Origin of the sequence: Rubrivivax gelatinosus (genome assembly GCF_004340905.1) — a bacterium.
Taxonomy (GTDB): Bacteria; Pseudomonadota; Gammaproteobacteria; order Burkholderiales; family Burkholderiaceae_C; genus Rubrivivax; species Rubrivivax gelatinosus.
Map to the genome: position 1 here is coordinate 216626 of NZ_SLXD01000007.1, position 12998 is coordinate 229623.

At 71.9% G+C, this 12998-nt stretch carries 12 protein-coding genes; 9 read left to right on the forward strand and 3 right to left on the reverse strand.

Annotated elements, in window-relative coordinates:
- Window positions 1-20 precede the first annotated feature (20 nt).
- Genes miaA through EV684_RS12815 form a run of 3 tightly spaced genes read right to left on the reverse strand, consistent with a single transcriptional unit; the run spans window position 21 to window position 2960 of the window.
- A complete protein-coding gene (miaA, locus tag EV684_RS12805; RefSeq protein WP_132647670.1) occupies window positions 21-950 on the reverse strand; it encodes a tRNA (adenosine(37)-N6)-dimethylallyltransferase MiaA in 930 nt (309 codons plus the stop codon).
- Window positions 947-2176, reverse strand: coding sequence for a Bcr/CflA family efflux MFS transporter (locus EV684_RS12810; protein WP_132647671.1), 1230 nt, complete (start codon window positions 2174-2176; stop codon window positions 947-949). The genes miaA and EV684_RS12810 overlap by 4 nt, the downstream gene beginning before the upstream one ends.
- Before the next feature lie 16 nt (window positions 2177-2192).
- On the reverse strand, window positions 2193-2960 hold the full coding sequence (locus tag EV684_RS12815) for a pseudouridine synthase (RefSeq protein ID WP_132647672.1): 768 nt from the start codon (window positions 2958-2960) through the stop codon (window positions 2193-2195).
- Window positions 2961-3089: 129 nt separating this feature from the next.
- Here EV684_RS12815 and EV684_RS12820 point away from each other — a divergent pair, with 129 nt between their 5' ends.
- The 9 genes from EV684_RS12820 to EV684_RS12860 all read left to right on the forward strand — a co-directional run bounded on the left by EV684_RS12820 (window position 3090) and on the right by EV684_RS12860 (window position 12976).
- Window positions 3090-3518, forward strand: coding sequence for a CBS domain-containing protein (locus EV684_RS12820; protein WP_132647673.1), 429 nt, complete (start codon window positions 3090-3092; stop codon window positions 3516-3518).
- 111 nt (window positions 3519-3629) lie between these two features.
- Window positions 3630-5588, forward strand: coding sequence for an alpha/beta hydrolase family protein (locus tag EV684_RS12825; RefSeq protein WP_132647674.1), 1959 nt, complete (start codon window positions 3630-3632; stop codon window positions 5586-5588).
- A 121-nt stretch (window positions 5589-5709) separates the two neighbouring features.
- Complete coding sequence (locus EV684_RS12830; protein WP_132647675.1) at window positions 5710-6501, forward strand: alpha/beta family hydrolase; 792 nt, start codon at window positions 5710-5712, stop codon at window positions 6499-6501.
- A 209-nt stretch (window positions 6502-6710) separates the two neighbouring features.
- Complete coding sequence (gene siaA / locus EV684_RS12835; RefSeq protein ID WP_132647676.1) at window positions 6711-8702, forward strand: biofilm regulation protein phosphatase SiaA; 1992 nt, start codon at window positions 6711-6713, stop codon at window positions 8700-8702.
- Between the two features lie 10 nt (window positions 8703-8712).
- Entirely contained in the window at window positions 8713-9255 is a 543-nt protein-coding gene (siaB, locus tag EV684_RS12840) for a biofilm regulation protein kinase SiaB (protein ID WP_132647677.1), read from the forward strand.
- Window positions 9256-9271: 16 nt separating this feature from the next.
- Window positions 9272-9655, forward strand: a complete 384-nt coding sequence (gene siaC / locus EV684_RS12845; protein ID WP_132647678.1) for a biofilm regulation phosphoprotein SiaC — start codon at window positions 9272-9274, stop codon at window positions 9653-9655.
- Window positions 9642-10439, forward strand: coding sequence for a biofilm regulation diguanylate cyclase SiaD (siaD, locus tag EV684_RS12850; protein ID WP_132647679.1), 798 nt, complete (start codon window positions 9642-9644; stop codon window positions 10437-10439). The genes siaC and siaD overlap by 14 nt, the downstream gene beginning before the upstream one ends.
- An 85-nt stretch (window positions 10440-10524) precedes the next feature.
- Complete coding sequence (locus tag EV684_RS12855; protein WP_132647680.1) at window positions 10525-11298, forward strand: FadR/GntR family transcriptional regulator; 774 nt, start codon at window positions 10525-10527, stop codon at window positions 11296-11298.
- 313 nt (window positions 11299-11611) lie between these two features.
- Window positions 11612-12976, forward strand: a complete 1365-nt coding sequence (locus EV684_RS12860) for a GntP family transporter (protein WP_132647681.1) — start codon at window positions 11612-11614, stop codon at window positions 12974-12976.
- Window positions 12977-12998 lie beyond the last annotated feature (22 nt).

The window sequence follows — 12998 nt, forward strand, 5'->3', positions numbered from 1 at the left end:
GCGACCGTCGCGGCGCGGGGTCAGCCGGCGGCCGTCTCCAGCGCGGCGAGCGCCTGCGCCAGCGCATCGGGCGCGTCGCAGGGCACGACGATGCGTTCGGGCATCGCGCGCAGCCAGGTGATCTGGCGCTTGGCGAGCTGGCGCGTCGCGGCGATGCCGCGTTCTCGCAGCGGTGCCAGGTCGCCGGCGTCCAGCGCCTCCCAGGCCTGGCGGTAGCCGACGCAGCGCATCGACGGCAGGCCCGGGTGCAGGTCGCCGCGCTCGCGCAAGGCGCGCACCTCGTCGATGAAACCGGCGGCCAGCATCGCGTCGAAACGCTGCGCGATGCGCTCGTGCAGCCAGGCGCGCGAGGCCGGCTCCAGCGACACCAGCGGCCAGGCCGCGGCGGCGGGTTTCTCGGCGCGTGCGCCCTGCTGCCAGGCCGAGATCGGCCGGCCGCTGCCGAGGAAGACCTCGAGCGCGCGCTGGATGCGCTGGGCGTCGTTCGGCGCCAGCCGGGCGGCCGTCACCGGGTCGACGCGCGCGAGTTCGGCGTGCAGCGCCGGCCAGCCCTCGGCGGCGGCGCGCGCGTCGAGCGCGGCGCGGATCGCCGGGTCGGTCTCGGGCATCGCGTCCAGGCCGTCGCGCAACGCCTTGAAGTACAGCATCGTGCCGCCGACGAGCAGCGGCAGCCGGCCGCGCGCGGTGATCTCGTCGACCAGCCGGCTGGCGTCGGCGACGAACCGTGCCGCCGAGTAGCTGTCGGCCGGGTCGACGATGTCGATCAGGTGGTGCGGCGCGGCGGCGCGTTCGGCGGCGCCGGGTTTGGCGCTGCCGATGTCCAGGCCGCGGTAGACCAGCGCCGAGTCGACGCTGACGATCTCCACCGGCCGGCGCGCGGCCAGCGCCAGCGCCGCGGCGGTCTTGCCGCTCGCCGTGGGGCCGGCGAGGCAGACAGCCTGAACCTTCATTTATGCACCGCCTCGGGCAGCCGCCGCACCAGCGTCCAGGCGACGAGCGCCGTGGCCGCGGCGCAGAAGGCGACGGTCAGCGCGTAGGGCCGCACGTCGGCGCCGAGCACCAGACCCAGCCAGCGGCCGATGCAGAAGGCGGTGAAGGCGAGCACGAAGCCGGCCAGCGCCGAGGCCGCGCCGGCGCTGCGCGGGAAGGGCCCGACGGCGCCGGCCTGGCCGCAGGGCTGGTGGATGCCGTGGCCGAAGCAGAACAGCCACTGCGGCAGCAGATAGGCCCAGACGCTCTCGACACCGGCCAGCGCCGCGGCCGCGGTGCCCAGGCCGCCGGCCAGCGTGAACAGCGCTGCCCGGCGCACCGAGCGCGACAGGCCGTGGTGCAGGATCCAGCGCCGGCAGACCACCGTGCCCGCCAGGTAGGCCACCGAGCCGGTGGCCATCGCCAGGCCGTAGGCCCCGGCGCTGAGGCCGAAGCGGTTCATGTAGACGAAAGACGAGCCGGCGAGGATGGTGAACAGCCCGCCGTAGGTGCAGGCGGTGAGCAGCGCCCAGGCGAGGAAGGTCGGGTGGCGCGCCACCTGGCCCCAGGCGGCCAGAAGCGGGCCCGGCGCGGTGGCCTTCGGGTTGCGCTGCACGAGGGTTTCGGGCAGTCGCAGCGCCAGGAAGGCGAGGATCGCGGCGCTGCTGGCGCCGATCACGGCCAGCGTCGCGCGCCAGCCGCCCCAGCCGGCGACCAGACCGCCGAACACCGGCGAGGCGATCGCGATCAGCCCCAGCCCCGAGAGCGCCAGCGCCATCACGCGCGCGCCTTCGTGCGGCTCGTACAGGTCGCGCAGCATCGCGCGCGCGACGACCACCGCCGCGGCCAGCGCCACGCCCTGCAGCGTGCGCCAGGCGACCAGCGTGTCGATGTCGCCGGCCAGCGCCGCGCCGACGCTGGCCGCGGTGTACAGCGCGACACCGGCCAGCAGCACCGGCCGGCGGCCGATGCGGTCGGCCAGCGGCCCCCAGGCGAGCTGGGCGACCCCGAAGGCGAGGATCAGCGCGGCCATCGTCAGCTGCACCGCCGGCATCGGCGCGGCGAGGTCGCGCGCCAGCAGCGGCAGCGCCGGCAGCATCACGTCGGTGGCCAGCGGCTGCAGGCCCAGCAGCAGCGCCAGCGCGGCGGCGGCCAGCGCGTGCGAGACCCGCCGCGGCGCCGCCGGCACGGACGCGGCGGCGTTCATCGTGCGGGAGCTGCCATCAGATGAATCGCTCGTGGTCACCCAGGTAGCGCCATTGGCCCGGCGGCAGCTGGCCCAGCGAGACGCTGCCGATGCGCACGCGCTTCAGGCCCACGACCTTCAGCCCGACCAGCTCGCACATGCGGCGGATCTGGCGCTTGCGGCCTTCGCGCAGCACGAAACGCAGCTGGTCCTCGTTCTGCCAGCTCACGCGCGCCGGGCGCAGCGGCCGGCCGTCGAGCTCCAGGCCGTGGCGCAGGCGCTCCAGTTCGGTGTCGGGCAGGCGGCCGGGTTTCGTGTGCTGCACACGCACCAGGTATTCCTTCTCCACCTTGGTCTCGTCGCCGATCAGCGTCTTGGCGATGCGCCCGTCCTGGGTCAGCACCAGCAGGCCGGTGGAGTCGATGTCCAGCCGCCCGGCCGGCGCCAGGCCACGCAGCTGCCCGGGGTGGAAGGCCAGGCGTGTCGGGTCGTCCTTCCAGTGGTTGGCCGGGATGACCAGCGTCACCGCCGGCTTGTGGCCGTCCTCGGCCTGGCCGCTGACGAAACCCATCGGCTTGTGCAGCAGCACCGTGACGCGGCGCGCCTGCTCGTTGCGGGCGCGCGGGTCGATCTCGATGCGGCAGTCGGGTGCGGCGCGCTGGCCCAGCACGGCCATCTTGCCGTCGACCTTGACCCAGCCGGCTTCGATCCAGGCATCGGCCTCGCGGCGCGAGGCCAGGCCCCGTTCAGTGATCAGCTTGGAGACGCGCACGCCCTCGGCGGCGCCGGAAATCGGCTCGGACATGCCCGGATTGGACCACGGCCGGCACGCCCCGTGCCTGCCGGGCCCCGGGCAAGCACCGAGGCCCGGCCCCTACGCGGCGGCCGGTGCATGGGCTAGGCTGGGGCATTCACGGCTGGCGGGAGCTCGACGATGAAACCGGTTTCCGAAGTGCTGCGCCGCCGCCAGGGCACGCTCTGGCACGTGCATCCCGACGACAGCGTCTACGCCGCGCTCGAGTTGCTGGCCGCGCACGAGATCGGCGCCCTGCTGGTGATGGACGGCGGCTGCCTGGTCGGCGTCGTCTCCGAGCGCGACTACACGCGCAAGGTGGCGCTGCAGGGGCGCAACTCGCGCGAGACGCGGGTGGCCGAGATCATGACGCGCGAGGTCGTGCGCGTGCCGCCCGAGGCGCCGATGCACGAATGCATGGCGCTGATGAGCGAACACCGCATCCGCCACCTGCCGGTGCTCTCCGGCGCGACGGTGCTGGGCATGATCTCGATGCGCGACCTGCTCGACGAACTGATCGCCGAGCAGGAGCGCACGATCGCCGAGCTGGAGCACTACATCCATTCGTGACCCGGTGGCCGGCGGTTCGTCGCCCGCCGGGCTCGTTTCGTCGCACGGCGCATGCCCCCGCGCCGGCTGCGGTGCATGCTCGGTCGTCTTCCAAACCGAGGAAACGACTGCATGACCAAGCCTCTTCTCGCGCCGCTGGCCGCGGCCGCGTTCGTGCTGCCCTTCGTCGCCGCGCCCGCCTGGGCGCAGCAGGTGCCGCCCGCCACCCCGGCCGCGCGTGCCGTGCCGCCCGAACTGCCGCTGCGCGACTTCTTCCGCAGCCCGGCGCGTTCGGGCTACAACCTGAGCGACGGCGGCCGCTGGGTGTCGTTCCTGCAGCCGGCCGCCGGCGAGGCCGGCGCCGCGCCGCGCCGCAACGTCTTCGTGCAGAAGCTCGTGAACGGCCGCGCCGTCGGCGAACCGCGCCAGCTGACGCGCGAGACCGCACGCGACATCCGCATGTACGCATGGAAGGGCGACGACACCGTGCTCTTCATGAAGGACTTCGGCGGTGACGAGAACTACCACGTCGTGGCCGCCGACGCCGCCAGCGGCAAGGTGCGCGACCTGACGCCCTGGGAGGGCGTGCGCGCCGAGCTCGTCGACAACCTGCCCGAAGACCCCGGCCACGTGCTCGTGATGCACAACCGCCGCGACCGCAAGGTCTTCGACGTCGTGCGCCTGGACGTGCGCAGCGGCGCCGAGACCGTCGTCGCGACCAACCCGGGCAACGTCGTCAACTGGGTCACCGACCACCGCGGCCGCATCCGCGTGGCCATCGCCAGCGACGGTGTCAACAACACCGTGCTCTACCGCGACGGCGACAGCGGCGAGTTCAAGCCGCTCCTGACCACCGACTTCCGCACCGGCGTGCAGCCGCTGTTCTTCGACGGCGACAACCGCCTGTTCTACGCCGTCAGCAACCGCGGCCGCGACAAGAGCGCGCTGGTGCTGATCGACCCGGCCAGGCCCGACGCCGAGCAGGTGGTCTATGCCCACCCCGAGGTCGACGTCGAGGGCGCGCACTGGTCGCGCGTGCAGAAGAAGCTGCTGTGGGCCAGCTACGAGACCGACAAACACGGCAAGCACTTCTTCGACGCGACCATGCAGGCCGCCTACGAGAAGCTGCAGCAGCAGTTCCCCGGCGAGCAGGTCGACCTGACGGCCTGGACGCTGGACGAGAAGCGCTACATCGTCGTCAACTGGAGCGACCGCACGCTGGGCGCGCGCAGCCTGTACGACGTGCGCAGCGGCAAGCTGACCAAGCTCGCCGACGCCGCGCCCTGGATCAAGCCCGAGCAGATGGCCGAGATGAAGCCGGTGCGCTACACGGCGCGCGACGGCCTCTCGATCCCCGCCTACCTGACGCTGCCGGCCGGCCGCGAGCCCAAGAACCTGGCCTGCGTCGTCAACCCGCACGGCGGCCCCTGGGCGCGCGACAGCTGGGGCTTCAACCCCGAGGTGCAGTTCCTCGCCAACCGCGGCTACTGCGTGCTGCAGATGAACTTCCGCGGCTCCACCGGCTACGGCCGCCAGTTCTGGGAAGCGAGCTTCGGCCAGTGGGGGCTGAAGATGCAGGACGACATCAGCGACGGCGTGAAGTGGCTGGTGGAGCAGGGCATCGCCGACCCGAAGCGCGTCGGCCTGTACGGCGGCAGCTACGGCGGCTACGCGACGCTGGCCGGCGTGACCTTCACGCCCGACCTGTACGCCGCGGCGGTCGACTACGTCGGGGTGAGCAACCTCTTCACCTTCATGAAGACCATCCCGCCGTACTGGGAGCCGTGGCGCCAGCAGATGTACGCGATGGTCGGCAACCCGGACGACCCGAAGGACAAGGAGCGCCTGACCGCGACCTCGCCGGTGTTCCACGTCGACCGCATCAAGACGCCGCTGCTCGTCGCCCAGGGCGCACGCGACCCGCGTGTCAACAAGGCCGAGAGCGACCAGATCGTCGAGGCGCTGAAGAAGCGCGGCGTCGAGGTCGAGTACCTCGTCAAGGACAACGAGGGTCACGGCTTCGCCAACGAGGAGAACAAGTTCGAGTTCTACGGCGCGATGGAGAAGTTCTTCGGCAAGCATCTGAAGTGAGCCGGCGGTGCCGGGCGCTCGTCTCGCGGGATGAGCGTCCGGCCGCCACCGCGGCGTCGGCGCCTCGCCAGCGCCGAAGATGCGCCGCCCGGGCTCGTGACGCCCGGAAGAGCGCTCGTCGATGAATCGATTCCTGAACCTCGGCCGGCGGCTCGCCGCCGGTCTGCTGGCGGCCTCGTTGACGGCCGCGCCGGCCTGGGCCGCCGAGCCCGACCGCCTCGAAACGCCGCGAGGCGCTTACCTGGCCGTGCGCGCCGACTTCCCGCCCGGCCCCGGCCCGTTCCCGACGCTGGTGCTGGCGCCGGGCGCCGGCTACCACATGGATCTGCCGGTGCTTGCCGAGACCGCCGCTCAACTGCTGGCGCGCGGCTTCGCGGTCTGGCGCTTCAACTGGGCGTACTTCACTGCCGACCCGGCCGGCGGGCGGCCGTCCGACGAGCTGACGCCCGAGCACGAGGACCTGCTGGCGGTGCTCGACCGTGCGCTCGCCGACCCGCGGGTCGCACGCGAGCGTGTCTTCGTCGGCGGCAAGTCGATGGGGTCGGTCGTTGCCTGGAGCGTGCTGCGCGAGCGGCCGGCCGTGCGTGGCGCGGTGCTGCTGACGCCGGTCTGCAGCCATGTGGTGGCCGGTGTGCCCGTCGCCGAGTTCGACCAGAACTATCCCGGCGTGGCCGACGAGCGGCGGCCGCTGCTGCTGGTCTCGGGTGACCAGGACCCGCTGTGCGCTCCCTCCGTGCTCTACCGGCTGGCGGCCTTGCCGTCCGGCCCGGTGCGTGTCGCGGTGCTCGATGGCAATCACGGGCTGGAGGCGCTGGCCGGGTCCGTCGACGAACGCGAGGCTGCCCGCCGCCACAACGCCGCGCTGGCGGCGACGCTGGTCGCCGACTTCGTCGCCGCGCACGTCGGCCGCTGAGACGTCCGGGGCGCCCCCGGCGTGACGCCTGCACGCCCTGCAGGCTCTGTCGGCGCAACGTTTGCTTGCATGGCACGGCCTGCGGCGACAATCCAGCAAAGCCGCGCAAAGCTCCGGAATCACCAGTTCCAGGGGCGCGGTCGCGCCGGGTCCGTCGGCGGCGAGAACGAGATGCAAGAACGACAACACTGCAGAAAGAGCACGCGCTGATGGCCACCTGGGGTATGGGCCTGCGCGCCAAATCGATACTGGCCCTCGTCGTGGCCTGCCTGCTGGTGCTGCTGCCGGCCGGGCTGCTGGGCTGGCAGCTCGTGGAGGGCGTGCGCAACCATTTCGGCGAGGCCTTCGCGCGCAACTACACGCAGTTGAAGCGCGAGCAGATCCTGGGCCTGCTCAACCGCGAACTGGCGCTGGCGCGCCGCCTGGCCAGCTCGCAGCTCACGCGCCAGTGGCTGCTCGACGAGGACGACCCGGCCAAGAAGGCGCTGGCCCTGCGCGAAGCCGAGGCCTTCCGCCTGGACCTGCGCGACCACGCCTACTTCATCGCCAGCGGCCTCAGCGGCCACTTCTTCTTCAACGACGAAAGCAAGCCCTTCAGCGCCGAGCCGCGCTACACGCTGGATGCGTCCAAGGAGGAAGACTCCTGGTTCTACGCCACGCTGCGCCGGCCCGAGGACTACAACATCAACGTCAACGTCGACGTGCCGCTGCAGATCACGATGGTCTGGTTCAACGTCGCCATCCGCGACCGCGCGCGCACGCTGGGCGTTGCCGGGGCGGCGCTGGACCTGCGGCAGTTCCTGGCCGAGTTCATCAACACCGACGAGGCCGGCGTCACGCCGATCATCCTGTCGCGCAGCGGCGCGATCCAGGCGCACCGCGACACGCGGCTGATCTCGACCAACCAGGCCGGCAGCACCGCGCGCGCCGAGCAGACGCTCGCCGGCCAGCTGCCCGAGGCCGAACGCGCCGCGCTGGCCGCCGCGATGGATACCGCCGTCGCGCGCCCGGGACAGGTGTCCACGCTCTGGGCGACGCTGGACGGGCGCCGCCAGCTGCTGGCCCTGTCCTACGTGCCCGAGCTGAAGTGGCACGTCGTCACCGCGGTCGACCTGGACGCGGCGCGTGTCATCGACGGCGACTGGCTGAACACCGCCGCGGCGGTGGCTGCCGGCACGCTGGCGCTGCTGCTGGCGGTCTTCGTGCTGGCCGTCAACCGGCTCGTCATCCGGCCACTGCGCCGGCTGCACAGGTCGGCCACCGCGATCTCGCACGGCGACTTCGCGGTCAGCGTGCCGGCCGAGGGCCACGACGAGATCGCCGACCTCGGCCGGGCCTTCGCGGCGATGGCCGAGAAGCTGCGCGCCCATACCGAGAACCTGGAAGCCGAGGTGCGCCAGCGCACCCAGGCGCTGGAGGCCGCCAACCGCGACATGCTCGCGGCGCACCAGAAGATCAGCGACTCGATCGACTACGCCAGCCTGATCCAGCGCGCCATCCTGCCGGCGCGCCAGCTCACGCAGCAGCTCGGCGAACACCACTTCGTGCTCTGGCGCCCGCGCGACGTCGTCGGCGGCGACTTCTACGTCTTCCGCAGCGAGGGCCCGCGTTACCTGGTGGGCGTCGTCGACTGCGCCGGCCACGGCGTGCCCGGCGCGCTGATGACGATGCTGGCGCGTGCGGCGCTGGACCACGCGATGAACCAGGCCGGCATCGCATCGCCGGCCGAGGTGCTGCGCCACACCGACGCGGCGATGCGTGCGATGCTGCAGGACTGCCCGCTGCCGCGTGCCATCGCCACCAACATGGACGCCGGCCTCGTCTTTGTCGACCTGGAGAATCGCCGCATGGTCTATGCCGGTGCCAAGATCCCGCTGTACTGGAGCGACGGCGAGACCGTCTCCAGCGTGCCGGGCGGGCGCCGCGCGATCGGTGACCGTCGCCAGGGCGAGTACGCCGACGAAGAGGTGCCGCTGCGGGCCGGCACCACCTACACGTTGGTCACCGACGGTTATCTCGACCAGGCCGGCGGCGAGCTCGGCTTCGGCTTCGGCAACGCGCGTTTCGCGCAGCTGCTGCGCGAGGTTGCCGGCCGGCCGCTGCGCGAGCAGGCCCAAGCCCTGCAGCAGGCGCTGGCCGCCTACCAGGGCGCGCACGCCCAGCGCGACGACATCACCCTCCTGTCCTTCCGTTTCGACTGAGTCGCATCCCATGGAATCCATCGACCTGTTCGGCCTCAGAGAGCACTTCAACCGCGGCCGCATCCTGCTGTGCTTCAACGGCCCGATCTCGCGCAGCCTGATCGAGGAGATCGGCAACGCGCTGAAGAACTACCTGCAGGCCGACCATGCCCACCCGTCCTCGGCGATGGACGTGTTCGCGGTCTACATCGAGCTGACGCAGAACATCCGGCACTACGCGGCCAGCCGCCACTACGACGAACTGGCGGGCTCGGCCACCGTCGTCGTCGCGCGCGAGGAGAATGGCGGCTACGTCGTGCAGGCCGGCAACATCGTCGAACAGGCCGACGGCGAGCCGCTGCTCGAACGCGTGAAGGCTCTGGCGGCGATGGACAAGGCGCAGCTGAAGGCCGCGTACAAGGAGCAACTGCGCAAGCCGCGTGCGGCCGATGCCGTCTCCGGTGCCGGCCTGGGACTGATCGACGTCGCGCGCAAGTCGGCGGCGCCGCTGGTGGCGGCGCTGTCGCCGGCGGGCGAGGGCAAGGCATTCTTCAGCCTGCGGGCGGTGATCTGAAGCAGACGAGACGGTGATGAAAGAGCTGCACATCCAGGGCGGGCAATCCACGCCCGAGATCCGGGGCGACTGGGAGCAGGGCGTCCTGGCGATGCGCGGGGACTCCTATCCGGAGAACTCCTTCGAGTTCTTCGGCAGCGTGATCCAGTGGCTGGAGGACTACCTCGGCCAGGACGGCCGGCCGCTGCGGCTGGAGCTGCGCCTGGTCTACATGAACACCAGCTCGGTCAAGGCGATGATGGACATCTTCGACCTGTGCGAGGACGCCTTCGGCAAGGGCCGCGACGTGCGCGTGGACTGGTACTACGACGCACGCAACGACCGCGTCTTCGATCTTGCCGAGGAGTTCAAGGAGGACTGCAGCTTCCCCTTCGAGATCCTGGTCGATGGCAGCACCTAAAGCCCCGGGCGACGACCTCGAGCTCGTCTCGCGCGTCGAGGCGCTGCTCGCCGATCCCGCGCTGCAGCAGCACCCGCTGCACGCGCCGCTGGCGCAGCTGCTGAGCCATTTCCAGGCCCAGCGCGAGCGCCTGGAGCGCCTGGTCCGCATCTCCGACGGCTACCACCACGTCGCGCGCGAGCAGCGCCTGAGCCTGGTGGAGCAGTACGACAAGCAGGTGCGCCGGCTGGAGAAGCTGGTGCGCATCTCCGACCGCTACCAGAACAGCCTGCGCGACCTGAGCCTGGCGCTGCGCGACGCGGCGATGCGCGACCCGCTGACCGGCCTGGGCAATCGGCGTTTCCTGATGGAGCGGCTGCGCGAGGAGAACGACCGCACGCTGCGGCTGGGGCGCGGTTTCGCCGTCGCGATCATGGACGTCGATCACTTCAAGGCGGTCAACGACGCCCACGGCCACGAGACCGGCGACCAGGTGCTGCAGGCCATCGCGCTGGCCGTCGAGTCGGGCGTGCGCACCTACGACCAGTGCGGCCGCTGGGGTGGCGAGGAGTTCCTGATCCTGCTGCCCGAGACGCCGGTCGACCACGCCCAGGTCATCGTCGAGCGCATCCGCCTGGCGATCGCCGCGATCGACCGTGTCGGCGAGGTGCAGGTGTCGCTGACCGCCAGCTTCGGCCTGGCCGAACACCGCGGCGGCGAAGGTTTCTCGGCCACGATCGGCCGCGCCGACCAGGCGCTCTACGCGGCCAAGGCCGCCGGGCGCAACCGCGTCGCCAGTGCCTGAGCCGGGCCGGGGCCCTGCGTTACAGTGAACCCCGGCCGAGCTGCCGCCGGCGGCGGCGGCCGCGGCCGTGCAAGCCTTCCTGTCCATGTCGGTTTCCTTCTCCACGATCAGACCGGGCCTGAAGCTGGCCGACCAGGTCGCCAGCGCGCTCGAGGCCGAGATCCGTTCCGGCGGCCTGGCCGCGGGCCAGAAGCTGCCCACCGAGCAGGCGCTGGGGCAGCAGTTCGGTGTCAGCCGCACCGTCGTGCGCGAGGCCGTGCAGCGGCTGAAGTCCCGCGGCCTGGTCGATTCGCGCCAGGGCAGCGGCGTCTACGTGCTGGCCGCCGGCTGCGAGCCGCTGAGCTTCGACCCGACGGCCGCCGCCTCGCGCGAGGCGGTGCTGCAGATCATCGAACTGCGCCGGGCGCTCGAGGCCGAGGTCGCCGAACTCGCCGCGCAGCGGCGCACGCCGGCGCAGGCGCAGGCCATCCGGGCTGCGCTGCTGGCCATCGCCGACGCGGTCGCCAGCGGCGGCGACGGCGCCGTCGAGGACGTGCGTTTCCACCGCGCGATCGGCGAAGCCGCCGGCAACCCCTTCCTGATCCGCACGCTGGACTACCTTGCCCAGTTCCTGCAGGGCGTGACACGCGTGACGCGCGCCAACGAAGCCCGGCACCGCGAGTTCGCCGAGCAGGTCAAACGCGAGCACGAGGCGGTGGTGCAGGCCATCGAAGCCGGCGACGCGCCGGCGGCGCGCCACGCCGCGGCGCAGCACATGAACAACGCGATGCTGCGCCTGCAGCACGCCGACGCCAGCTTCTGGCAGCAGGACGGCGCGCGCCTGGCTGCGGTGCTGGTGCCGCCGACGATGCCCGCCTGAGCTGCGCTGCGGCGCGCGGCTCGTCTTGCCCGTTGCGGCCTCGAAGCCGTCCGGCGCTGTACCCGTGCGGTTCCCGATCGCCTCGCCGCGGGGCGCCGAGTCACGGTGGCGCGCGCTGCGGGCCGCTTTTGCACCCAACGGGGGCGAAAACCGCCGTTCCGGCTTCAACGAGGCGCTTACGGGTTAACCCTAGGGTGTAACTTGTCTGAAATTTGTACGATGACCATATGAACTGATCGGTTCATGGCGCCGGCCATCACCCGCAAGCGGCCGCACCTTCCACACACTCCAAGCGCCCGAGGAGACAACCCGCATGTCCACCCCCATCCTGCTCGGCATCGGCGCGGCCGGCATCGCCCTGCTGCTGCTGATGATCATCCGCTGGCAGGTCCACGCATTCGTCGCGATGATGCTGGTCAGCCTGCTCGTCGCCCTGGCCGTCGGCATGCCGATCGGCGACATCATCAGCACCCTGATCGCCGGCATGGGCGGCACGCTGGGCAGCGTCGCCATCCTCGTCGCGCTGGGCGCGATGCTCGGCCGCATGATCGAGGTCTCGGGCGGCGCGGCCCGGCTGGCCGGGCGCTTCACGCAGATCCTCGGCCCGACACGCGTGCCGGCAGCGCTGACCGCCGCGGCGCTGGTGCTCGCCATCCCCGTCTTCTTCGACGTCGGCTTCATCATCCTGGTGCCCATCGTCTACGGCTTCTGCAAGGCCGCGAAGGTGGACCCGGTGAAGTTCGGCCTGCCGGTGGCCGGCATCATGCTGGCGGTGCACGTCGTCGTGCCGCCGCACCCGGGCATCGTCGGCGGCTCCGCGGTGCTCGGCGCCGACGTCGGCTGGGTGACGATCATCGGCCTGCTCGTCTGCCTGCCGTTGGGCGTGCTGGCGCAGTACACCGCGAAGTGGCTGAACCGCCGCCGCTACGAGATGCTGCCGGCCACCGCCGAGCAGTTCGCGAAGTTCGGCGGCGAAGGCGAGCCCGGCGCCGACAAGCTGCACGCCCCGGGGGTCGGCGTCGTGCTGACGCTGATCCTGGTGCCGCTGGCGCTGATCATGGTCGGCACCACCGGCGCGACGCTGCTGCCCAAGGGCGACGCGCTGCGCAACGTGCTGGCCTTCATCGGCTCGCCGATCTTCGCGCTGATGGTCGCCATCGGCCTGTCGTTCTGGCTCATCGCACGCCGCCTCGGCTGGACGATGGCGCACACCAACCAGGTCATGGAGTCCTCGCTGCCGCCGGCAGCGACCGTGATCCTGGTCACCGGCGCCGGCGGCGTCTTCGCGAAGGTTCTGACCGCCAGCGGCATCGGCGCGGCGCTGTCCTCGAGCATCGCCGCGGCGCACCTGCCGCTGATCCTCGCCGGCTTCGTCATCTCGCTGGTGCTGCGCGCCGCGCAGGGCTCGGCGACGGTGGCCATCCTCACCACCTGCGGCCTGCTGGCCGAAGCCATCACCGGCGGCGGCTACAGCCCGCTGCAGGTGGCGCTGCTGACGGTGGCCATCGGCTTCGGCGGCCTGGGCCTGTCGCACGTCAACGATTCGGGCTTCTGGATCGTCACCCGCTACCTCGGCCTCTCCGTCGCCGACGGCTTGCGCAGCTGGACGGTGCTGACCACCGTGCTCGGCGTCGCCGGCTTCCTGCTCACCTGCGGCCTGTGGGCGGTGCTGGCCTGAGCGCCTGCACCCCATCCGCCGC